We start from the raw sequence: 21,804 nt of genomic DNA, 5'->3' as shown, positions 1-21,804 counted from the left end.
CTGGGACGCGATGGGGATGTCAGCCCCTCAGCAGGCCGAGCACGGCACGCTGATAGACCGCATACACCGTCGGAAGTTCCGCGAGGTGGGCACGTTCGTCGTTGCCGTGCAGCCCTTTGTACGGCACCCCGAAGCCAGCCGTTGCCGGGATGCCTTCTGCGGCCAGCAGGTTGCCGATGTTCGAGGGCCCGGCGGTCTTTGACCGAACGGCGAGCCCGGCCCCCGCGGCAGCTTCCAGCAGCGCCGCGGCCGGCTGCTCGGTGTCGATGAGCCGGAACGGCGGCCACGTCGCGACCAGGGTGATCTCGGTCGGCCGCGGGGCGGGCAGGGCAGCGTCGAGCTCGGCGACGGCTTTGCGGACGAGGGTCTCGGCGTCATGGGCGTCGAATCCGGGCGTGGTACGCACATCGACGTTGAGGTCACACCGGTCGGGAGTGACGGAGAATCCCTGGCCGCCGTGGCAGGCAGTGACCGACACCTTCGCCGGCAGCGGGAACTCCGCACGGTCTTCCACTCCGGGCACTTCCGCCGCGTCCAGGAGACGAACCAGGTGGGCAGCACGGGAGATCGCGCCGACCACCGTCCTGCTGGACCCGGAATGCCCGGAAGGAGCATGCACGGTGAGGACTGCCCGCCACAGGCCCCGCCCGCCGACAACCACCTCCTCCATGCCGGGGTAGCCGATCATCACCCCGGCCGGCCGGGCCGCAGCCTCGTCGGCGAGAAGAGCGCGGGCACCTCCGAAGTTGCCGGTGTGCTCGTCGACGTCCAAAAGCACGGCGAGCCCGCCGCTCAGCTCAGGGGCCCTCGGCGCGAGGTCTGCCGCGATGTGGCAGAACATGGCCGCGGCCAGTTTGGAGTCAGCCGCGCCCCGTCCCCGCAGCCAGCCGTCCACGATGTCGCCCGAGGCCGGCGGGAACGACCAGGCCGACTCGTCGCCGTAGGGGGCGGTGTCCACGCAGGCATCGAGCGTCCACCACTTCCCCGTCCGCCCTCCGGGAATCTCCACCAGCAACCCCACCGGGTCCCCCGGGTCGCCGTACAGGCGCCTGTGCGGCAGACCGCGAGCGGCGAGCCAGTCCTCCAGCACCCCAAGGACGGGCGTGTAGTCGTCGATCCCGGCCCGGCTCGGCTGCCGGATCAGGTCCTGGGCCAGTGCGACCACCGATACCGCACGGGCATCGTCCGGCTGCTGAAGGTTCGTGCTCACGCGTCTGCCCACCAAGTCAGTTGTGTCGCACCGACAGCGCTCGCACGGCGTCGGCGGTCTCCACCAGCCGTGCAGAGGCGCACGCTTCCCGTCCATGGTGGACCAGGCCCACCGCCGCCTCCCGGCCGAGCCCGACACCGCAGTCGAAGCCTTCGCCCCCCGTGGAACGACGGCAGCGGCACCACCGCCACCGTCTTTGAGGCGACAAAGAACCGCTCCAGCGCCTCGGCCGGCTGCACCGGCAGCGCCGGCAAGGTCACCGGGCCCGTACGAGACGGCAGCCGGGTTCGTGCTCGCCGCGTCGGCCCGGCAACCCGCCTCTGGCCGGATCGCACGACCGGGCGGCGTGATCGAACGATGCTCCGTCCGAAGGGCGGCTCTGACGGGCGCTGTGCCGCAGGGGCCGGACCCGGCTGTGCCGAGTGGACATATGCGGGCCTCACGCCGGCTCGGGGGATCGGCGTGAGGGCCTGCCCCCCTCATCTTGCGCCCCGCGGGAGGGGATGGACTCTCCGGCACAGCGAACCCGATCCGCACACCGTCGGGCCCGGGCACACTGTCCAACAGTTGCTCGCGCGTCAGTCGGTCCGGCCCCGCCAAGGGAACTGCTTTCGCCGTCTTTTGGGTCGTCGCCCTCTTCTTCTTCGCCATCTCGGGGATCCACCCGCCACTGGAACTTGCGGACCCTGCGGTCAGGGGAGAGCCGGCATGCTGACGTGGCCGGTAGATCCGTCAGTAGGCGGTGAGATCCACGATCACATCGCAGTGCGGATCGTCGGAAGGCTGATGGAGGTACTCGTTCGCCAGGAACGACGGGGAATCCAGGGCTGCGAGCAAGCCGGGCCCCGTGTTGCCGATCAGCACGTCCACCCCGTAGGTGCGGTCCCGCTCAGGTGAACGGAAATAGAGACGCATACGGCCGTCGTCCGTGATGACCGCGCCGATGAACAGCGGCTTCCACGACACATGCGTGGTGACGAACGAGTGAACGAGACCGAGCAGACGCCCGGTGGCTGACTGCTCATTGCCGGGATCAGGAGCGTTTGCGCCTTGGCTCATGCCGGACACCGTTGCATCCATCGTGGCTGAGCGCCGGTCCATCCGCTCAAACTCGTGCTTCTCGTAGCCGAGGTGGTATCGCTTTCAAAGGTCGGCTCCCATACGCGCTCGGTCAGCTGCCGGCGCGCGCGGGCGGCTTACAGTCGGCGTCATGATCGGGGCCAGTGGCGGGACCGACGCCCAGCCGGAGGCCGGCTGTTGCCCGTCAACCCGGGGCGGTCCGGTCTGGTGGCGTCCTGCCAGGCTGGTTGCTGCTGTGGCGTTTCTGCAGGTGAACTCCCGGGACCGTCTGGGCCAGTCCGTGTCGGACACCGGCCTGGTGCAGGGGAATGGGCGCTACAACCCGGGTGTGATCAAGAAACTGCTGTTCGTCGCGCCCGCGCTTGCCCTCACCGTGCTGCCCCCGGTGGCCCCTTCCGCGGCTGCCCATGCCCGGCCGCCCCTCCCGACGGCCGGGACCGCCGCCCTGGCGCCGGCAGCCGGGGCGGTGCCGGCCCCGGCGGCCGCGCAGGACGTGCCGCTGTTCCAGGCCCTGGAGTGGCTCGGCGAGGCCGCCGAGAGCCGGGACGGCTACAGCCGCGAGCTGTTCAAGCACTGGAACCGGGGCCTGAACCCCGCGGACGGGTGCGACACCCGCCGGGAGGTGATCCTCACGGAGGCGAAGCTGGCCCCGGAGGTCGGCGCGCGGTGCGCGCTGTCGGGGGGACGCTGGTTCTCCGAGTACGACCAGACGTGGGTGACACCGGCGTCCTCCCTGGACGTCGACCACATGGTCCCGCTCGCCGAGGCCTGGGACTCCGGCGCCTCCGCCTGGACGCCCGCCCGCCGCGAGGCCTACGCCAACGACCAGCAGGCGCCGGCGTCGCTGATCGCGGTCTCGGGCAGCTCCAACCGCTCCAAGAGCGACAAAGACCCCGCCGACTGGCTGCCCGCCGACGTCTCCCGGTGCGAGTACACGGGTGCGTGGATGGCCACGAAACTGCGCTGGCAACTGCCCGCCGACCCGGCCGAACGCGACGCCCTCACCCGCCTCGCGGAAGCCTGCCCCGACACCACCGTCACCTACCAGCAGGCACCGCAGTAGAGACACCAAGCACGCCGAGCGGCGCGCCGCCCCGGGAGAGAAAGGGGGCGGCGCGCCGCAGGGGTCGTGAGGGCCCGGCCGGGCCCTCACGGATGGGGCAGCAGGTCAGTGGTGGCTGCCGCCGCCGAGGTGGTGGTCCCAGGACTCCTCGTCGACGAGCCGATTGCGGTCGTTGCGCAGGGTGGCAGTGTCGTGGTCGTTGTTCCACACATACTGCCGGCGGTCCTGGTACAGGTCGGTGCGGGTATCGCGGCCCTCACCGGTGTGGATACGGACCGTGGCCCGCCCGGCCAGACGGTAGCCGTCGAACGTGTACGTCCGGCCCGACTCGTCCTCCAGCGTCCAGCCGTCCAGGTTGACCGACTGGCGGGTGGTGTTGGTGAGTTCCACCCACTCCTTGTTCAGCGACCGGTTGGTGCGGTCGTCACGTCCCGGGGAGTCGTACTGGACGTCCGAGATCTCCACCTTCGGCCGCTCGGGGCGGCGGTCGGCCGCGGAGGCCGGCAGCGCCACCGCCGAGACCACGGCACCCGCCGCCAGCGCGGCAGCGGCCAGACGGCGGGCGGAGACAGAAGCAGAAACGGACAAGAAGTCCCCCAGATGGTGCGGGCACCTCCCCCGAGCGACCTGTGCGGGCGCCGCGGGTAGCGGGTGCGGTGTGCGGGTGGCGGCCGGACCGGCCGCGCAGTCACACTCTGTCCACCCCATGGAGAAGGTGAGACGGAAACATGGACTGTGTTACCTGTTGCCCATATTTCCGTGACTCTCGACTGCACTATCCATGTATGCCGGATGTGCACCATGTTGACGCTCCGGCAGGTTGCGGGTGGCTTGCGGGAGTTGACCCCTCGCCCGCGCTCACCCGCGCGCGCCACCCCGCCCCGGGCCGGCCCGTCACCCGAAAGTGAGTAACAGCCCTGCTCCCGCACACGCGGCAGTCAGCCGTATCCGATGTGCGCGTCCTGCGGATCCGCCGAGCACTTGGTACGGGGCACCGCACCAGATCGGGCCGCCGGCAGGAGCGCTACCCGCCCGTTCCGACCGAGTCGGCTGTCGTGCCGCCCGACGCGGGGACGGCCGCTACGGCCCCGGTGACATACCGCCGGGCGGCCCCCTCGGCGCCGGCGGCGGGGTCGTGGGTGATGCCGTAGTCGCGGGCGAAGCGGTTGGCCTCCAGGGCTGAGCCGGTCATCCGGTGCAGCCAGAACCCGTACGCCACCGACACCATCTGCTCCTCGGTCAGGTACAGCACATGCCGGTTCGCCGGGGCATCGCGCCGGGCCGTGCGCACCTGCTCAGCGAGGCCTTCGGCGGGCGGCACCTGAAGCCTGTCGGCGAGCAGGACGAACAGGCGCAGTGCCGTCATCTGTGCCGGGATGAGTTCCACCTTCCGCGCCCCGGGGGACGGCGCACGCTGGTCTGTGTCGGGTCGGGGGCAGTGGCGGGCGTAGAGGAGGAGGTCGTGGCCGGGCGGTGTGAGGCGGGTGGCCCACCGCACCGGCCGCTCTTCCCACAGCGACAGAGCCGCGCGGTCCTCCCGGTCCTCCAGCTGGGTGAGCCCGCGCTCGGCAAGATGGAACACGCGCTGGCGCAGCGGGCCCAGGTACCAGTCCAGCGCCCAGCCGTGGTCGGCCGCCCGCTGCCGGTCCGCCACGGTCTTGAGCACAGCGACGGCTCTGTCCTCGTACGTCATTCCCACCCCCGCACCAGGGACCCGCGCGTCCGGCCCGGCGGCCCGCACGGTCAACCGGCGGTGGGACCCATAGGTCACGTCCGTACGGGTTTCGCCGCCTCTCGCTGCCGGCGCCGGGTGACGGTAGCCCGCCGACGGGTCACGAGGCGCGCCGGAAGACGGCGGCCGGACCGATGACGCCGGGCCCGAACCTGTCGCGGACCCGGTCGACGGCCGCTTCGGCGACCAGGCGTGCCTCGCGGGCGTCGTCGAGGCTGATCTGCCGGGCCACGCGGTCGGCGTCGATGAGGTCCTCGGCCTTGAGGGCAAGGCCGGTGAGCCGGCCGCGCTGGAGGGCGGCGGCGTCCATCAGCCGGTAGGCCAGAAGTCGCAGGTCTTCGTCGTGTGCGGACGGCTCCTTGAGGCGGCGGGTCTTTTCCCATGTGGTGTTGCCGGCGAACTGGAGTATCAGGGTGAGCACGCGGGCCGCCTGCCCGCGGTGGCGCAGCATCTGCCCCAGATCCACGACGGTCTTGAGGAGGGCGGCGCGGACGTGGGTGCCGTCCAGGGTGTGGCGGGGGAAGGTGTGGCGCACGGTGGCGGTGGCGGGCAGGGCGCGCGGGACGACGGGCCTGGGGTCGATGCCGCGGGCCCGGTCGGCGGCCAGGCGTCCGGCACGGCCGCCGAGGAGGCGCTGAACGGTTGCGGGGTCGACGGCGGCGAGCCCGGTTGTCTGCGCTGCGTGTGCCCGGCGTGTGGTCTGCCAGCCCTGTGTCATCGCTGTTCGAGTTCGATTGCCTCATCGCCGAACGCGCGAAAATCTATGGTGGCTGGAGTAGACATTGGGTGGTGGTCTGGTTATGGTTTCTGTCGTAGCCCAGGAAGTCAGCAGGGCCTGGCAGAGACGAACTGCCGGGCAGCAGTACCCGCAGTGCAGTTGACAGGACGGTGCGGTGGCAGAGTTTCGAAGCCAGGGTTGTTGCAGGACGGCGACGGGACTGGCGACCGGACCGGGTGGCCCGCAGTGATCAGGGGCCGCCGTGAGCAGTACCGCAGTTGACGCAGTACCCGTAAGTGCAGGACGCAGTACCCAGCAGTGAAGTCAGTGAGCAGTACCTCGGTGAAGGCGTCGGCTGCGGACGCGCGCACCGGGAAGTTCGGCAGTGGGGTTCTAAGCCAGAGCAGACGCAGGACGGGCGACGGGGCTGACTGCCGAAGGGTGGCGCTGTCACAGGCCGCTGAGCAGTTCGCAGTACCAGCAGTACGCAGTTGATCACCGAGGGAAGAAACGGAGGAAGCAGGCGCCATCAGGATCGCCCGGGCGGAGTGTTGAGCCCGGGTACCGCAGGACATCGATAGTGAGGTGGTCTCCGGTCAAGCAACCGCGATCCCCGCACCCCCGACAGCATTCCCGTCGGGCTAGCGGAAACAGAACGCCGGCGCAGTACCAGGGCCGGCAGATGGTGTAGCAGTTCCTTCGGGCCCTGGTGTCGTACGACACCAGGGCCCTCAAGCGCGTTCCACAGAGAGGTGCAATGACAGCAGACGACACCTTCGGCCGTCTCGACGACGACGACTACCCCGCCTACACGATGGGCCGGGCCGCCGAGATGCTCGGCACCACCCAGGGCTTCCTCCGCGCCATCGGCGAAGCCCGCCTGATCACCCCGCTTCGCTCCGCGGGCGGGCACCGCCGCTACTCCCGCTACCAACTGCGCATCGCCGCCCGGGCCCGGGAGCTCGTCGACCACGGGACCCCGATCGAGGCCGCCTGCCGCATCGTCATCCTCGAAGACCAGCTCGAAGAAGCCCAGCGCCTCAACGCCGAGTACCGCCGCGCCGCCGAGTCATCCGCTCCGCCGGCCTCGGCCTGAGACAGCGAAGATCCGCAACCCACCCAAGCCGCTTCGCGGCTGGCGCCCGCACATACCGCCCGGGACGCTCCGGCGTCCCGGGCAACGTCGTCTTCACCATGGCTCCGGCCCCGCCCGGAGCCCGGCTGTCACGCCGAGGCTGCGGCGGACCCTCCCCACGGGGTGCGCGGGCCGTGCACCGTCGTCCAACCCTCCCTGGCGCTGGGAGGGCGCGGACCGTTTACGCGGGCCGGGGTGAGTTCGGCGCGGCCGAACAACAGCGCGTAGCCGGTGGGGAGCTGGTGCAGGATGCGGGTGATGAGGCCGGGGCCGGCGTGGGCGGCGACGGCCGCGAAGACGGAGCCGGTGTCCCACCGGGACGTGGCCAGGGAGGCGCCGGAGCGGGCGGCGAGGTCCTTGACGAAGGCCCATCCGGTCAGCGGCTGTGTGCCGGGGATCTGCGCGGTCAGGACACGTGCGGCCTCCAAGGGCAGGCAGGCGGCCAGATCGACGCGTTCGTCGCCGGTCAGCTGGCGTCCCAGGCCCGAGAGGACCAGGCGGACGGCTTCGTCGGCTCGCTCACGAGTGGGGTAGGCGCCTTCGTAGCGGACCTTCTCCAGCATCTGCTCATACGCCGTCCCATACGGCTGCTGGTGCTCAAGCGGTACGCGTACGTCGGTGATCACTGCGGTGCATGCCTTTCGTCAAGCCAGAGTGGGCGGTGCCGGTGTGCGGCACCGAGGTATGGGTCAGGTGGGCTGGGGGCGACCGAAGAGGAGGTCGTAGCCGACGGGGAGCTGGAGCAGGATCTCCCCCAGCAGGTCATCGCCGGCCGCGTCGGCGACCGTCGACAGGACGGCGCTGACGTCCCAGGTCGCGGTCTGCTCGGTGGCGCCCTCGATCCAGGCCGCGGTCGCCCGGACGAACCGCTCCGGAGGCAGCGGCTCGGCGCTCTGCAGCGGGTTGAGCAGGATCAGGGCGAAGCCCTCCGGCAGGCGCGCCGCGAGCTGGGCGCGGACCTCGCCGACCAGGTGCGCGCCGAGCAGGGCGAGCACCACACGGGCCGCGCGCTCGGCTTCCTCCGCAGTGCCGTACTCGCTGCGTTCCTTCACATGGTCGAGGAACGCTTCACGCCGCAGAGCCATCTCGGCCGCCACCCCTTCTTGTTCTTCGCACTGCCCACGGGGTGCAGAGGACGGGGTGAGGGGGGAGATCAGATGCCCGCCCTCCGCACCTGTCCGGCCGGTGTCAGCCGGAGATCTCCTTGCGGCCGGAACCGACGCCGATGGAGATCTTGCGGGGCTTGGCACGCTCGGCGATCGGGATCCGCAGGGTGAGCACGCCCGCATCGTAGTCGGCCCGGATGTGCTCGGTGTCGAGGGTGTCGGCGAGCACGATCTGGCGGGAGAAGACACCCAGCGGCCGCTCGGACAGCTCCATCTGCACGTCGTCGGCCTTCGCCACCGGCCGGCGCTCGGCCTTGACGGTGAGCATGTTCCGCTCGACGTCGATGTCGATCGCGTCCGCGGTGACACCGGGAAGGTCGAAGGCCACCACGTACTCGTCGCCCTCGCGGTAGGCGTCCATCGGCATCGCCGACGGCCTCGACCAGGTCCCCGGGCTCATCAGCTGCTGCGTCAGCCGGTCCAGCTCACGGAAGGGGTCAGTGCGCATCAACATCGTGAAAACACCTCCAGCAGGTTCAGGCAGTTACTGCCAATGCGCTCACTGACACCGTTGTAACATGTCATCCAATGGATGACAAACATGATGTCGTCTACTGGATGACAACCTGAGGGAGGTGCCCGTGACCGCGGCCAACCAGCCGTCCTCGCCCAGCGCCGACGCCCACAGCCCGGTGTCGTTCCTCGCCGCCGCGGCGGCCCTTGACGTCATAGACGACGCCCTGCGCGAAGCCCAGCACGAGACCCCAACCGCCCCCGACGCTCCCGGTCCGGAACAGGCCCTGGCCTCCCTGATGCTGCTGCGGCGGGTGCGCGAGCAGCTCGCCGGATGGGAGACCGGCCTGATCGAAACCGCCCGCGACGCGGGAGCCAGCTGGGCCGACCTCGCCCACCCCCTCGGCGTCGCCAGCCGCCAGGCCGCCGAACGCCGCTACCTACGAGGCCGCCCCGGCCCCGCCGGGGCCACCGGCGAACAACGCGTGACGGCCACCCGACAGGCCCGCGCCGCCGACCGCACCACCGCCGCCTGGGCCCGCGCCAACGCCGCCGACCTACGCCGCCTCGCCGGCCAGATCACCGCCCTCACCGACCTGCCCCCCGCCGCCCGCCGCCCGCTCAACAAGCTCAACGCGGCCCTCGCCCACGACGACCCCACCGACCTCATCACCCCCCTGACCGCCACCCGCCCCCACCTGGCCGCCGCCCACCCCGACCTCGCCGCCCGGCTCGACACCCTCACACCCCCCTGACCCCCACCCGGCGCACCGCAACAGCAGCCCGGTCAGCCTCCGCCCCCGGGCGAACGAGCGGAGACCTGGAGACCGACGCGACCGGCCTGCGGGCCACCTGGCCCGCTCCCTCACCAAGCAGGGCCTGAGCGCCATTGCTGGCCAAGGTGCCCCGGCACCGGTTCGTGACAGGCTGCCGACCGGCCCCGGCCCTTTCAGGCGGCGATGTGCTTGACCCATTTGTCGCCCGGGTGAGCGGCGGCATCGGGGCGACGGTGCCGGAGATGAACCGTCGGAACTCGTTGAGTTTCTGGGAGACGACGGCTCGTTCGTATGCCTCGAGTGCGGCCCGGTCGGCGCCGAGCCGATAGCCGGCCTGCCGGGTTCATGCCAGCGGCGGCCAGCCTCGTGAAGCAGCCTCGTCCTTGAGCGCACCGAGACCGGACCTGGCAGGGGGACAGGTCGGTCGCGCGGACGAGCTGCTGGAAGTCCAGCCCTGCCGGACGTGCTTCGAACAGCACGAAGCGGACGGTGTCGGCATGGCGGCCGGCCGCGTCTCCCCGTCGCCGTGAGACGCGGACCATGATCACTCGCCTTTCAGCATGCGGGCGAGCCCGTCACCCATGTCGACCTTGCCGGTGGCGATCGCGGTCGATCGGGTCTGTCAATGATTTACAGTCCCGCCCGTAGCGGCTGGGGAAGGGCGAGAGCTCAGGCTTCCAGGAAGAGGCGCGACGCAAGAGCTACTCCCCGGCCGCCTGGCACCGTCCAGGAGAGCACTCTGGTCACGGCTGCTGCTTCGTGCGACCGGCTGAAGCCTGCCGCGTGTCCGCGCCGGAGCTGACGTGCCGCTGGGTCTCCTGGTGGCCGTGCCAGTCCAGGCACATCACGGTGGCATCGTCTTCGAGCCGGCCGCCGGCAGCGTCCCGGACTGCGGACGTCAGCATCAGCGCGGTCTCCCGCGGGTGCAGGTCCCGGGTGCGCTCCAGCAGGGCGGGCAGGTCGACCTTCTCCCCGTGACGTTCGAGCATGCCGTCGGTGAACATGAGCAGACGGTCACCGGGGCGCAGATCGAGGTCCTGAACGCGGTAGGGGTGGGGCGCGGACACGGACAGCCCGAAGGGATGGTCCACCTCGCAGGTGATCTCCTGCGCAGTCCCCTCGCGCATGCGCAGTGGCCAGGGGTGGCCGGCGTTGACGAGCTGGGCCTTCCCGGTGTGGAGGTTGATGCGCAGCAGCTGCCCGGTGGCGTGAGCGTGGCCGTGGTCGGCCAGTGCCTGGTCGGCCCGGTGGGCCTGCTCGGCCAGGCCGACTCCTGCGCGGCGGGCGCCGCGCAGGGCGCTGACCAGGAGTGTGGCGGCCAGTGCAGAGTCGATGTCATGGCCCATGGGGTCGGTCACCGACACGTGCAGCGTGTCACGGTCCAGGATGTAGTCGAAGGTGTCGCCGCTGAGGTCCTCGGAGGGCTCCAGGTTCCCGCACAGTGTGAACTGTGCGGCCTCGCACGACAGCGACGGGGGCAGCAGCTGGTACTGGATTTCTGCCGCCAGGGTGGGGGGCCTGGAGCGTTTGCCCCAGGTGTAGAGGTCGGTGAAGCGCCCGTTGGCGATCACGACGTAGGCCAAGGCGTGGGCGGCTTCCCCGACCGCATCGAGGACGTCCTCGCCGGGGGCGGTCGGCAGGAGCAGTTCCAGCAGCCCGATGGCATCTCCCCGGTTGGTGACCGGCACGATTACTCGCTGTCCCTGGCCGGTCGCCTCTTGATACAGCCGCTGGGTACGGATCACCTGCTCGTACACGCTGCCGAACAGGGGGATCCGCTCCGCTTCCCGCCCGCCCTCCACGGCGCCGGCGGTGGACAGCCGCGCCACCGCCTTCCCCGTCAGGTCCACGATGAGGAAGGTGACCTTCGTGGCCTCGAAACGCCGCCGCAGGTCCTCGGCAACCACGTCGACGGCCTCCACCGGCGCCGCCGTCTCGGCTGCCGTCAGCAGTCGGGAAAGTTCACTCTGTCCGCCACTCACGGCCGCAGTCCCTTCGTCCGGCCCCCTACCAGCCTGGGGACCGCCACGGTGAGCGTCAATCCGTGCCCAGTCACGCCAAGAGAAGGTGGTCACCTTGTGCCTTCGCAGAAATGAGTACGCCCCGGCATCCGCCCGCGGGCGCGCCGTCACGACTGCCCTGGACGCGAAGCCCGACGAGGGCCTGGCTTGTGGCCGCCCCGCTGCCGGGCAGCCGGAGCTGAGACGCGCACAGGCCCGGCCGCTTCGACGGGCCCGTGTCTCATGAGACACGGCAAAGTCTGGATGACAACGGTCACCGGACCGTGCTGTGGCGGACCGAGGCCGGTGTCCGGCTGCAGTCAAGGACCGGCTGCGACGTCACCGCACGGTGGATGGCCCTGGTCGTGGGCCGCCATGAGGCTGCCGCACTGCGTGGTCGGGACGGTGAGGCGGTGGTGTACGTCGCCGATGACGAAGGCAACACGCGGATCGGCTTCGAGGCGGCGCACTCCCGCGCGCTCCCCAAGCCTCGCCGGGCACGCCCGCCCGGGGCGATGGCCGTGGTGGAGGTCGTTGCGGGCACGCCCCTGCACGCGGTCGTCACCGTGGTCCGGCTGGGCTGACCGGTGGTGACGTATGTCCCTGCTCTGGTAACCCTTGGCAGCCGGAAGACGCAGCCGGGCGGAATTCGGTGTGTGGCAACGGCACAGCAGACATCGCGGCAGCACCTCATCTCCCGGGTCCTGCTCAAGCAGTTCACGATGCGCGCGCCGAAGGGCAGCGGCTGGCAGTTGCTCCCGTTCGGCCTGCGCAATCCTGGACGCGTGCACAAGCTGAGGAGCACCAGCACATGAGGCTGTGCCGAGGACTTCGTCGCCTTCGGCTCTCCATCTGCTGAAGCGCGCTGTGGGGCGATGTGGACAGGCGTGCTCCTGCGGCGTTCTCCGCCGTGCACGCTACGACTCCGTTCGCCGACCCGCTTCACGTGGCAGCGCTGCGCGACCTGGTCGTGCTCCACTGCGCCCGGTCGCACCACTGCCGCGACGTGCACTTCGGCGCGTTCGCGCGTACCCGCACGGGTGTGGTGGGCAAGCTGATCACCAATTTCCCGGAGCAGTTGCGCCGCGAGGCACTGCGCGAGACAGGCCTGCATCTGTCAGGCCCCGCTTCCCCGGGAGCCTTCGCCGAGCGTCTCGTCGAACGGTCCTCGGCCGTCCGTGACCACGAGAGCGGCAGGCTCTTCCGCACCGGCATCGAGGACAGCTTCCACAAGATGCGAGCCCTGACATCAACGTGGCAGCTGGAAGTGATCATGCCCGAGGCAGGCCGGTTCCTCCGGACGGCCGCCCCGGTCCGCCAGCCGTCCCGGCACCGGCAGCAGATCCCGCACCCGCGCCCACTCGGCATCACTCAGGTCCGAGCCGTACCGGGGACGGCGTTCCGGCCGGTCGGCCGCGTTCCCGAACCGATGGGCGAGACAGTCACGCCCAGGAGTGCACGGACCGGACCCGGCAACCACGACCACGCAACACTTCGACAACAGGGCCCCTGCTTCTCGCTGGACTCGACAACCGCGAGCTGCCAAGAGGCCCTTCCTTCATGCCCCACCGCCGGCCAACTCACCCGATCCAGGACCCCGTTCGAAGCGGACCGAGCACACGAGCGGATAGAGCAGGGCCAGTTGGACGTTGTGGAGCCTTGTGGCTGCGTCGGGGAGGCGGAACCGAAGCACTGGCTACCCATGTGCCAGGCCCTTCCGTGTGCAAGGGGATTCAGCTGTGCTCTTCCTCCTCGGACTCCATGTGTCGGATTCCCTCGTGGGTGAGGGTGACCATCGCGGGGGTGTTGCCCGGTTCCCAGTCGACGGTGATCAGTCCTTCGCCCGCCAGGTAGGTGCAGGCGGCGGCCAGGTCCTGTTCCGGTACGTGGAGGTCGCGTCGCTCTGCGCTCCGGTGATGCCGAGGAGGCGGTTGCCTTCGACGGCTTCGTACGGGACCCGGAGCACCTGTGCGCGGTAGGTCTTGCGTTCGCGCAGTGTGGCCATGACCGCGTCCTTTCCGCTGCGGGGGTGGGTTCCGGGGCCCGTGGGGACTCTCAGGTCTCGTCGGAGTGGGCGCCGGCGCAGACGGGGCTCCGGCTGGCGGCCAGCCAGGAGCGGGCGAGGCCGGCGGGTGTTGCAGTGTCCACGGTGAGGTGGAGGCGGGTGTCGCCGTCGAGGCCGGGATAGCTGCGCTGTTCCGCTCCGGCGAAGCAGTGGCGAAGGGCTTCCGCGACCGCTCGGGCGGCTTCGGGTGTGTGCGCGATGATCCGTACCTCGGCGTGTCCGAGCGAGGCCAGTGTCTGGGTCTCGATGTACTTCACGTGGGCGTGTTCCCTTCGGGGTGGGCGAGAAGCCGGCGGGTGGGGCGCCGTGGCGCCCCACCCGCTGCTCCCGGCCGGAGGAAGGTCTGTTCCTCACCGGTCGGCATCCGTGCGGTGGGCTCGACGACCGGTGTCGGCCGGCAGGCCGGGAGGTCTCGGCAGGGGGTCGCTGAAGCGGTGGGCCGCGATCCGTGCGTCGTGCTGGGCGTTGAGCAGGTGGATCAGGCGCATTCCGATGCCGATCGCGAGGACGATCACCGCGATGGTGACGAGGGTCTCCACGGAGCTCACCTCCAGCCGTTTCCGGGCAGCGGGAGGGCGCTTCGCCTCATCGGGTTCCCGAAGGGGGACATGCAGGCCCCGCCTTCGTCCTCCCAGGCGGCTTCCCGGCGCACGGCGTCGCGGATGCCGCGCCCGATGGCCGCTTCGTTGGTCATCAGGACGCCTGCGGTGAAAACGCTGCCGGGGATCGCGGCGGCGGCCATCAAGCGGGCCGCGGCGGTGGGTGCGGTCTCGGGCGGGATGACGAGGAGGTCCCAGCGCCCGACGGTGTAGGAGAGCAGGATGAGCTTGTCGGGGTCCTGTTCGGTGAACCAGCCCACGTGCAGCTTGCGCCCGTCCACGGCAACGGTGTGGGGGACGACGGGCCAGCGGGTGGGGTTCACGGTGACGCGCGTGATGCGCCCCCAGGGTTCCTCCAGGGCGGCGGCCAGCGGTGGGAGCTCGGCTTCGAGGTCGCGGGAGTAGGGCCACCAGGCCCCGTCCAGCTGGCCGGCGAGGGTGGTCTTCGGGGTGAGGGACAAGCGTGCCGGAAGCTCTGCGGCGAGGTCGCGGGGCGCGGTCCGGTCGAGGGTGGTGGTCATGATGCGGACCTGCCCCCGGGCTGCCCGTCGACAGCCCGGTATTTCGTGGTCGCCGGAAATGACACCCGCGTGAAAGCCGGTGTGCGAAGTACCTCCGGTGCTTTCACTGTACGCCTGTTCGACGGACTATGACCGCCGTGAACAGGTATTTTCCGGCGGATGCCGGATCGGGCCGCGGGAGTATCGTGAAACGACGGCGGGCTCGTGCACGTCTTCCGAACGGGCACCGGCGTCGACACCGGCCGCGAACGTCGACGGCGAACGGCCGCACCCCGTAGACGGGCGGACCCACATGACTGACTCCGACATCCCCCGCACGCCCCCACTGCTGCTGCCGGACGCGATCCACCAGGCGGTCAAGCCGGGTACGGCCCTGCTGCGGCTGGAGACCACGCATTCCCGGGAGGGGCTCCTGGACGGCGCGTGGTGGCCACGCACCCGCGACATCGAGACCGAACTGCCCGCGCTGATCAGCGTGTTGACCGGGCATCTCGGGCCGATCACCCGCGTCGGCGTGGACGCGTCCGCATGGGACGGGCTCCCGACCCGCCTGGTCATCGACGACCAGGTCGTGCGCCTCGACTCCGACCCGGTCGGCGACGACACCGTCCTCATCACCCGCGGCGACAACGACCACTTCGTCCTGCTGGTGGTCCCCCCGGACACCACAGCCGACGCCGCCCGCGAAGCGATGGCCCGCGCCGTCCGCGCCGACAACATCACCCAGGCCGCTCAGATCCTCATCGCCACCACGCCCCAACCCGAGTAGGCCAGGTCCTTGAACCGGGACTTCACTGAACAGCGGATGACGACCGGGCCCGATCGGACGGTGGCACCCTGCCACAGGGGAGAACGAGACCGTACCGACAGGGCGCGCGGATGTCGCAGCCGCCCGCTCCGCGACATCCGCCGCCGCACGCGAGAGCACCCGCCGGGCAGTACCACGACCGGGACGTCCAAGGTCACGAGCTCTTTCCGCCTGAAGCCGAGGATCGCCCAGGTGTGAACGGGTGCGCTCATGGCAGCCAGCCACCCCCAGAAGACCGCGCGGTCCGCAGACGGCGGCACCGCACCGTGTGCGTGCGGGAGTCGCCGACGATGACGATGACGATGGGAAGAACGCGGGCGGATGTGGATGCCGGTCGAATCCTCGTCCGTCATGTCCGAGGGACACCACCGAACATGTTCCGGGTGATCGGCCGCATTCCCGAACCGGTGAGCGATACAATCACACGTCGGTGCAGCTGAGTTGAACTCCGTCGACGCGAGCACGTGCAACTGCGGCAACAGGGTCTCCTGGATCTCGGTTGGCTTGGCAACCCCGAGCTACCACGAGGCCCTATTCCCATGCCCGGTACCGGCCGCGGTCACTCGATCGAGACTCCCGTTCGATGCACACCTCTCAAGATCGGAACGACAACAGCTACTCAGCGATCAAACGGCTCGGAAGTATCGATGAGAACTGGCAACGCTGGAAGGGAATCGCCACTCTCAGGTGATCTTTGTGCGCGCGGTCTCAGCAGTCGGAGATACGTACGCGGCGTACACAAAGTTCCGTAGTGCCGTGCATCGGTTGGTCGGTATTTGCTGCGCTGAGGGAACAAAATTCTCCCGCTGGGCGTCCTTTGCTGCACTGGCCACGTAGCCGGTCACCTGAAGGGACGTCAATGCGTATCGATGCCTCTCAACTGCAGGCTGTGATCAGGCCCGCTGATCCCGCCGAACCTCGGCTGCCTTCCGTTCAACCCGGGCTCCGCCCCCCTGCCCCGTCTTTGCAGCAGGAAGGTCTGCTTAAGGCTGTGGTTCGCGATCTTCTTGATTGGTTGGGTGGCACGGGGATCTCACAGGCAGGAGTACCAGCCGGGTACACAGCGACCACCAAGTCAATTGACCTCAGCTTGGGCCTGATCCACGTATGCACGTCGGTTTCCTACACCCCTGACTCCATAACGATCACGCTTCCGAACGGTGCCTCAATATCGGCGACAGGAGCCGATGCCGCAGAGGTCCGGAGTTTGACCCAGAGAAGGCTCCGCACTTTGTTTCACGAAGGCGATCTCCGTGAGCCGGAAGGCAATTTGTTCCACGAGGGCGACCTCTGTGAACCGGAAGACGACTGGTGGTGATTGGGCGGGGTCAGCCTGCGAAGGTGCCCTGGGCTTGGGCGGCCCTGAGACGCCGTTGCCATACCGATCATGGAGTCTGTCGATCGAACGGGAGTCTCGATCGGGTGATCGCGGGCCCTGCCCGGCATGAGAGCAGGGCCTGGCGGTATGCGGGGAGAATCCAGGGGAGCGGACGGCCGCGCGCTGCTACGGTCGGGCGCCATGAGCTGGCTTCCCGATGACTTCGTCCACCCCGTCCTGGTACCGCTGCCGGGCGGTGGTCATCACCTGCGGCCGATCCGGGAGGCGGACACCCCGCTCGACTATCCGGCTGTGATGGGTTCGCGCGAGCGGCTGTGGACCATCTTCGGACCGGCCTGGGGCTGGCCCGCGGCCACCATGACCTACGAGGCCGACCAGGCCGACCTGTTGCGGCACGAGAAGGAGATCGCCGCACACCAGTCCTTCAACTACGCGCTGTTCGACGCGGCGGAGACTGCTCTGCTCGGCTGTGTCTACATCGACCCACCGGAGAGGGCCGGCGCGGACGGTGAGATCTCCTGGTGGGTGGTGGACGAGCTGGTGGGCAGCAAGGTCGAGCAGGCCCTCGATGCGCTGGTGCCGCAGTGGATCGCCGCCGACTGGCCGTTCGAGCAGCCGCGCTTCCTCGGCCGCGAGATCTCCTGGTCGGACTGGCTCGCCCTGCCGGGGCATCCCGACACGTAAGAGGTCGCGCGGACAGGCGCGGTTGGGGACACCGGCAACAGAACGGGGCACAGGTCCCGGTGATCATGGAGTTGCGACGCTCTGTGATCACTGGGGAGACCTGTGCCCGCGCTTCCACCATGGCTGGCCGAACCGCTCTGGGACCAATTCGCAGCCCTGCTGCCTGAGCGACCGAAGTACCACCCGGACCGTCCACTCGGCTGCCACCACCGACGCATCAGCGACCGGATCGTCTTTGACAAGATGCTGCAACTGCTGCGCTTCGGCTGGTCTTACGAGGCGATCGCCGACACATCCTGCTCGGCCAGCACGATCCGCAGCCGCCGCGACGAGTGGATACGACTGGGCGTTTTCGCGCGGCTCATGCAGCTCGCGCTGGAGTCCTACGGCCGAATCGTCGGCCTCGTCCTCGACCAGATCGCCGTCGACGGAGCGATCACCGAGGCACCTGGAGGCGGGGAGGCCGCCGGACGCTCACCGGTCGACCGCGGCAAACAGGGACTGAAGCGCTCGGGCATGACGGATGGATACCGCATTCCGCTGGGCCGTGTCCTGGCCGGTGCCAACCGTCACGACTCTCCGCTGCTCGCCCCGACTCTGCACCGTTTGGAGGGCCTCGGCCCGTTGCCCGACACCATCACCGGGCACCTGGACGCCGGCTACGGCTCGGACACCACCCGTGCTCTGCTCAGTGAACGCGGCCTGCACGGACGTATCGCGCACAAGGGGGATAGGGCGCCCATTCAGGCCAGTCGGCGTTGGCACATCGAACGCACTCACGTGTGGCAGAACGCCTTTTACCGTCTCGCCCGGTGTTACGAGCGTCGCGTCACTGTCATCGATGGCTTCTTCGAACTCGCCGACACGATCATCACCGTGCGCAGCCTGATCCGGCGGTCCTGGACAACTCACTGCTGGGACGAACGCCCGAGCCGCCGACCGTGATCCTTCGGCCCCGCTCCGGTCACTTCGGCAGGTCGGCGGAGAGGAAGGGAGCAAGGAGCGCGAACAATGCGTCGGGGCGGTCCAGGGGGATGATGTGGCCGCAGTCCTGAAGCTGGTGTCCGACCAGGTCATCGGCGATGGGACGGAGTTGGCGTTCGAGCCCGCGGCCGACGGGGTGAGAGCCGACGGCCATGGTGGGCATGGTCAGCCGAGCCGTCGCGACTGCGTCCTGGATCTGCTGCGCGCTGGTGGGAAGGGCCCGGTAATAGGAGAACGCGCAGCGCAGAGCTTCACCCCCGGTGTACGCGTGGACGAAGGCCGCACGGATGTCGTCGGGTACTCCTCGCCCGAGCGTCCCCGAGTCGAGGAACCAGTCGACGTACGGGGCCTCGTTGCCGGCCAGGACGGTCTCGGCGAGGCCGGGGACGGCGTGGAAGCCGAACCACCACGGGGCACCGCCCGCGACGACGTCCTCTGCTCCGGGCGGGCGGCCGAGCAGTGCCTCCATCACGACCAGGCGCCGGACGAGGCCGGGCCGGCGCAGCGCGAGCAGGACGGCGGGGGCAGTCCCCGCGTCGATGCCGACCACCGCTGCCGAAGGCTCGCCAAGTGCGTCGAGCAGCCCTTCGATGTCGGCAGCGAGGGCGCCTGCGTCGTAACCCTCGACAGCGCGGGCACTGGCACCGAAGCCTCGAAGGTCCGGGGCGATGACCCGGTACTGCCCGGCCAGCCGGCCCATGATGCCGCTCCAGAGTTGCCAGGTGTGCGGGAAGCCGTGCAGCAGGAGAACCGCAGGTCCGTCCCCGGCGATGGCGACATTGAGTTGGACGCCGTTCGTCGCAATGCGGCGCAGGTGGTGTGCGGTGGTGACGGGCATGACGGCTCCTCCGGCTGGTTACCATTGGTGACCACAGAACGATAGGTAACTGTCCGACCGCTTCCTAGACGGCACTTTCAGGGAAGGTGGTGAGCCACAGGTGACCACCCGAGGAGCCCGGGTCCCCCGTCGCGGGGTGCGCGGCGACCTGTTCGATCCCCATTGCCCGACGCGGCAGTTGCTGGACCGCATCGGAACGAAGTGGACGTCCATGGCCGTCAAGACGCTCGCCGATGCCGCACCGGACGAGGTGCGCTTCGCAGAGCTGAGACGCCGGATGCCCGGCGTCTCACAGAAGATGCTGTCCGTGACGCTGCGAAGCCTGACCCGCGACGGGCTGGTGGCGCGCCGGGTCGAACCCACCGTGCCGCCGCGGGTCTTCTACCGACTCACCAGACTCGGGCTGTCCCTGGAAGCCGCGCTTGCGGGGCTGCGGACCTGGGCGGAGGAGCACATGGCCGAGATCGACCGCGCCAACGAAGCCGCCGCCCAGGAGGCCGATGAGGCGTAGACAGGCCAATTCCGCGCTCACGTTCGGGCCGCGAGGTAGTGGGTCCAGCTGTCGTTGGCGTGTCTGGCGGCGCCGAGGGGACACTGGTCGGGTAGGGGTGCCACCACATCCGCACGGACAGACGCAGCAGGCGGCGGCGCAGCACCGCGGTGTTGCGGGGCCGGGACGCGGCAAGCGCGCGGTACGTGAACGTTCCACGCCCGCTGTGTTTGGACCAGGTCGTCGGGGAAGTCGGTGGCAGCCATACCGGCATTAGATCGCGTGTCCGATTTTCTTTGCATGCCGGGACACCCAACCCGCGTCGGGACCACCCCGACCACGGCCCGGCCGCGCGCAGCGCCGAACGGCGCTGACCCGGCTGTGCGTGTCCACCGCCGACACCGTGGCGTCAGCCGAGGGCTCTGCGCGCGCCAAGACGCCGCACCCAGCGCACGACCACGATCCGGACCATCACAGGTCAGGTCCATGGTCGTGCGCGTGATCAGAAACTGACGGGCTGGTTCACTCTCTCGGTCGGCGGGGGAACCACAGCCCCCGGAGCCGCTCAAGATGCCCCCTGCCCGCGTGCCGCGGGCAGGGCGGCCGCCGTACCGTGGACGTCTCGGGCCCTGCGCGGAGGTCTGCCCCCATGCCCCGAACGATCTGGTCAGGCGCCATCAGCTTCGGCCTGGTCACTTCTCTGAACCAGGGCGTGTCCGGCGGACCGTGCAGCAAGGTCGCACCCCTCTCGACAGAGACTCGGGCCTCGGGCCGCATCGCCAGCTCGGACCGTGTCGCCCGAAGCGGCACGATGCGCTGAGCATGAGGTGCGCGGGCACCCGGACACCCAGCGACCCTTTCACCAGCAGGCGTGGGCGGGCCCGGCCGGGATACCGCTTGAACAGGTGGAAAGTGTGGTCCAGGCCGGGCCGCCTCCGGCTCGATCAGCCGCTCTTGCCTGGCTGGCCGGCGGTCTGGGTGATGGTGAGTGCACGAACTCGGCAGGGCGTACGGGAGCGACGCCGATGTCGCAGACGACCCTGCCCGCGTCCATCGTCTCCTGCTTGTTGTTCGTGTCGTCGCAGATCACGTAGAACGCATCGTTCGGCTTGTGGCCGACGAGGGCGCTCTGGCGCTCCTAGCGTCGGGAGGCACAACAAGCCCTGGCAGCCGCGCGAACGGCCCCGGGCGTGGACGACTGCTTGGAGGCGACATGGCCGAGCCTACGCAGACTGAAAAGCCCCCCACCAGACCCGACATCGGAATCGCCCTGTGCGCGTGGCACGAGTCGTACAGCAACGCCGCTCGGCTGGTCCGCGACACGAGCGGCGCGAAGCTCTTCGCCCGTCTCCCGTGCCGACAGGCCTACAACCTGGCGCCCATGGCTTCGAACGAGTCCATCGGCCCCAGGGGAACGAGTTCGCTGGCCCCAATCAGCGATCTTGGGCGCTCGTCGTGAACGAGTCGAGTGGCCCCACCTGAGCGAGGATCACGTTGGGCGTCGACCGCCGGTTCAACCGCCCGCGATCGTCATCGGGTCGCTGTCGTTCTGGGCTCGCTGATACATATGTGCGATGGCAGGCGACGACTCCGGTGAGCTTCAGGCAGGGCAGTCGGGACTCATCGTGAGGGTCCCCGAGGCAGAACCTGCTGTTCGAGCGTGGCGTGACCGGCTGGACCCCTCAGCCCGTGCGGGTGTTCCGGCCCATGTCACCGTCCTCTTCCCCTTTCTCGACGAGAGCCGCATCGACGAGGGTGCTTACGCTGCCATCGGAGAAGTGATCGGACGTCACCGGCCCTTCGAGGCCCGGTTCGAGCACTGCGGGCGATTCCCGGGGATCCTGTATCTCGTCCCCGAACCGGACCTCCCGTTCCGCCGGCTCACCGAGGCGATCGCGGACCGGTGGCCGGAGACCCCGCCGTTCGGCGGGCAGTTCGACGAGGTCGTCCCGCATCTGACCATCGCCCAGGGGCAGGACGATGCCGTGCTGGAGGAGGCCGAGGCCGACCTTCGCGGCCGGCTTCCCGTCACTGCCCCCGTGTCGTCGGTCGATCTGATGGTCCACGACGGAACAAGGTGGCAGCAGCGGGCGTCGTTCGCGCTGCGGTGATGTCGGCGTACTTCTCTGTGTGGCCCTGGCAA

General features: G+C 69.7%; 22 protein-coding genes and 3 pseudogenes. 10 read left to right on the top strand and 15 right to left on the bottom strand.

The annotated features are described in order from the left end of the window. Nucleotides 1-19: 19 nt before the first annotated feature. Complete coding sequence (locus IE275_RS41160) at nucleotides 20-1,222, bottom strand: M20 family metallopeptidase (protein WP_373299381.1); 1,203 nt, start codon at nucleotides 1,220-1,222, stop codon at nucleotides 20-22. Between the two features lie 720 nt (nucleotides 1,223-1,942). Continuing rightward, on the bottom strand, nucleotides 1,943-2,269 hold the full coding sequence (locus IE275_RS41155) for a hypothetical protein (RefSeq protein ID WP_189717811.1): 327 nt from the start codon (nucleotides 2,267-2,269) through the stop codon (nucleotides 1,943-1,945). Nucleotides 2,270-2,525: 256 nt separating this feature from the next. Between IE275_RS41155 and IE275_RS41150 the strand changes: the two genes are divergently transcribed. Beyond that, nucleotides 2,526-3,353, top strand: a complete 828-nt coding sequence (locus IE275_RS41150) for an HNH endonuclease family protein (RefSeq protein WP_444545890.1) — start codon at nucleotides 2,526-2,528, stop codon at nucleotides 3,351-3,353. Nucleotides 3,354-3,458: 105 nt separating this feature from the next. On the opposite strand, the gene IE275_RS41145 is transcribed toward IE275_RS41150, so the two are convergent. The 3 genes from IE275_RS41145 to IE275_RS41135 form a co-directional block, all read right to left on the bottom strand. Next, a complete protein-coding gene (locus tag IE275_RS41145; RefSeq protein WP_229871153.1) occupies nucleotides 3,459-3,941 on the bottom strand; it encodes a lamin tail domain-containing protein in 483 nt (160 codons plus the stop codon). A gap of 436 nt (nucleotides 3,942-4,377) precedes the next feature. Continuing rightward, nucleotides 4,378-5,046, bottom strand: coding sequence for a DUF6417 family protein (locus tag IE275_RS46400; protein WP_229871152.1), 669 nt, complete (start codon nucleotides 5,044-5,046; stop codon nucleotides 4,378-4,380). A 139-nt stretch (nucleotides 5,047-5,185) separates the two neighbouring features. Next, nucleotides 5,186-5,803 carry a DinB/UmuC family translesion DNA polymerase gene (locus IE275_RS41135; RefSeq protein WP_189717808.1) on the bottom strand — a complete coding sequence of 206 codons (618 nt, stop codon included), beginning with the start codon at nucleotides 5,801-5,803 and terminating at the stop codon, nucleotides 5,186-5,188. A gap of 757 nt (nucleotides 5,804-6,560) precedes the next feature. Here IE275_RS41135 and IE275_RS41130 point away from each other — a divergent pair. Further along, entirely contained in the window at nucleotides 6,561-6,899 is a 339-nt protein-coding gene (locus tag IE275_RS41130; RefSeq protein WP_189717807.1) for a MerR family transcriptional regulator, read from the top strand. Nucleotides 6,900-7,126: 227 nt separating this feature from the next. Here IE275_RS41130 and IE275_RS41125 read toward each other — a convergent pair. The 3 genes and pseudogenes from IE275_RS41125 to IE275_RS41115 form a co-directional block, all read right to left on the bottom strand. Next, nucleotides 7,127-7,564, bottom strand: a pseudogene (locus IE275_RS41125) (DUF2267 domain-containing protein); the annotation flags it as partial. A 63-nt stretch (nucleotides 7,565-7,627) separates the two neighbouring features. Next, complete coding sequence (locus IE275_RS41120) at nucleotides 7,628-8,023, bottom strand: DUF2267 domain-containing protein (RefSeq protein WP_189717806.1); 396 nt, start codon at nucleotides 8,021-8,023, stop codon at nucleotides 7,628-7,630. A gap of 103 nt (nucleotides 8,024-8,126) precedes the next feature. Continuing rightward, nucleotides 8,127-8,558, bottom strand: a complete 432-nt coding sequence (locus IE275_RS41115) for an Hsp20/alpha crystallin family protein (protein ID WP_189717805.1) — start codon at nucleotides 8,556-8,558, stop codon at nucleotides 8,127-8,129. A gap of 127 nt (nucleotides 8,559-8,685) precedes the next feature. Between IE275_RS41115 and IE275_RS41110 the strand changes: the two genes are divergently transcribed. Next, on the top strand, nucleotides 8,686-9,312 hold the full coding sequence (locus tag IE275_RS41110) for a type III effector protein (protein WP_189717829.1): 627 nt from the start codon (nucleotides 8,686-8,688) through the stop codon (nucleotides 9,310-9,312). Nucleotides 9,313-9,506: 194 nt separating this feature from the next. On the opposite strand, the pseudogene IE275_RS46395 reads toward IE275_RS41110, so the two are convergent. Together IE275_RS46395 and IE275_RS41105 are read right to left on the bottom strand one after the other, a co-directional pair. Continuing rightward, a pseudogene (locus IE275_RS46395) lies at nucleotides 9,507-9,875 on the bottom strand (RacP protein). A 201-nt stretch (nucleotides 9,876-10,076) separates the two neighbouring features. Then, entirely contained in the window at nucleotides 10,077-11,315 is a 1,239-nt protein-coding gene (locus tag IE275_RS41105; protein ID WP_229871150.1) for a PP2C family protein-serine/threonine phosphatase, read from the bottom strand. A gap of 371 nt (nucleotides 11,316-11,686) precedes the next feature. On the opposite strand from IE275_RS41105, the gene IE275_RS41100 reads away from it, so the two are divergent. Next, on the top strand, nucleotides 11,687-11,917 hold the full coding sequence (locus IE275_RS41100) for a hypothetical protein (RefSeq protein ID WP_189717804.1): 231 nt from the start codon (nucleotides 11,687-11,689) through the stop codon (nucleotides 11,915-11,917). Between the two features lie 72 nt (nucleotides 11,918-11,989). After that, nucleotides 11,990-12,148: a hypothetical protein gene (locus IE275_RS41095; protein ID WP_189717803.1), complete on the top strand. Its 159-nt coding sequence runs from the start codon at nucleotides 11,990-11,992 to the stop codon at nucleotides 12,146-12,148. Between the two features lie 918 nt (nucleotides 12,149-13,066). Here the strand turns inward: IE275_RS41095 and IE275_RS41090 are convergent. The 4 genes and pseudogenes from IE275_RS41090 to IE275_RS41075 form a co-directional block, all read right to left on the bottom strand. Continuing rightward, a pseudogene (locus IE275_RS41090) lies at nucleotides 13,067-13,338 on the bottom strand (hypothetical protein). A 50-nt stretch (nucleotides 13,339-13,388) separates the two neighbouring features. Then, a complete protein-coding gene (locus tag IE275_RS41085; protein WP_189717802.1) occupies nucleotides 13,389-13,655 on the bottom strand; it encodes a hypothetical protein in 267 nt (88 codons plus the stop codon). Between the two features lie 93 nt (nucleotides 13,656-13,748). Next, the gene (locus IE275_RS41080) at nucleotides 13,749-13,937 is read right to left on the bottom strand and encodes a hypothetical protein (protein WP_189717801.1); all 189 of its coding nucleotides are present in this window, start codon (nucleotides 13,935-13,937) and stop codon (nucleotides 13,749-13,751) included. A 5-nt stretch (nucleotides 13,938-13,942) separates the two neighbouring features. Continuing rightward, a complete protein-coding gene (locus IE275_RS41075) occupies nucleotides 13,943-14,518 on the bottom strand; it encodes a DUF5994 family protein (RefSeq protein ID WP_189717800.1) in 576 nt (191 codons plus the stop codon). A 292-nt stretch (nucleotides 14,519-14,810) separates the two neighbouring features. On the opposite strand from IE275_RS41075, the gene IE275_RS41070 reads away from it, so the two are divergent. The 3 genes from IE275_RS41070 to IE275_RS41060 all read left to right on the top strand — a co-directional run bounded on the left by IE275_RS41070 (nucleotide 14,811) and on the right by IE275_RS41060 (nucleotide 18,294). Next, nucleotides 14,811-15,287: a DUF5994 family protein gene (locus tag IE275_RS41070; RefSeq protein WP_189717799.1), complete on the top strand. Its 477-nt coding sequence runs from the start codon at nucleotides 14,811-14,813 to the stop codon at nucleotides 15,285-15,287. A gap of 1,558 nt (nucleotides 15,288-16,845) precedes the next feature. Then, nucleotides 16,846-17,349 (top strand): GNAT family N-acetyltransferase, encoded by a 504-nt coding sequence (locus IE275_RS41065; RefSeq protein ID WP_189717798.1) that lies wholly within the window; start codon nucleotides 16,846-16,848, stop codon nucleotides 17,347-17,349. Nucleotides 17,350-17,451: 102 nt separating this feature from the next. Beyond that, nucleotides 17,452-18,294, top strand: coding sequence for an IS5 family transposase (locus IE275_RS41060; RefSeq protein WP_189717797.1), 843 nt, complete (start codon nucleotides 17,452-17,454; stop codon nucleotides 18,292-18,294). Nucleotides 18,295-18,313: 19 nt separating this feature from the next. On the opposite strand, the gene IE275_RS41055 is transcribed toward IE275_RS41060, so the two are convergent. Then, complete coding sequence (locus IE275_RS41055; RefSeq protein ID WP_189717796.1) at nucleotides 18,314-19,171, bottom strand: alpha/beta fold hydrolase; 858 nt, start codon at nucleotides 19,169-19,171, stop codon at nucleotides 18,314-18,316. A gap of 100 nt (nucleotides 19,172-19,271) precedes the next feature. Here IE275_RS41055 and IE275_RS41050 point away from each other — a divergent pair, with 100 nt between their 5' ends. Then, the gene (locus tag IE275_RS41050; RefSeq protein WP_189717795.1) at nucleotides 19,272-19,682 is read left to right on the top strand and encodes a winged helix-turn-helix transcriptional regulator; all 411 of its coding nucleotides are present in this window, start codon (nucleotides 19,272-19,274) and stop codon (nucleotides 19,680-19,682) included. Nucleotides 19,683-21,235: 1,553 nt separating this feature from the next. Then, nucleotides 21,236-21,772, top strand: coding sequence for a 2'-5' RNA ligase family protein (locus IE275_RS41045; RefSeq protein ID WP_189717794.1), 537 nt, complete (start codon nucleotides 21,236-21,238; stop codon nucleotides 21,770-21,772). Nucleotides 21,773-21,804: the final 32 nt, after the last annotated feature.

This window comes from Streptomyces phaeofaciens (genome assembly GCF_014648915.1).
Lineage (GTDB): Bacteria > Actinomycetota > Actinomycetes > Streptomycetales > Streptomycetaceae > Streptomyces > Streptomyces phaeofaciens.
This window is presented reverse-complemented; position numbering and strand designations above follow the sequence as displayed.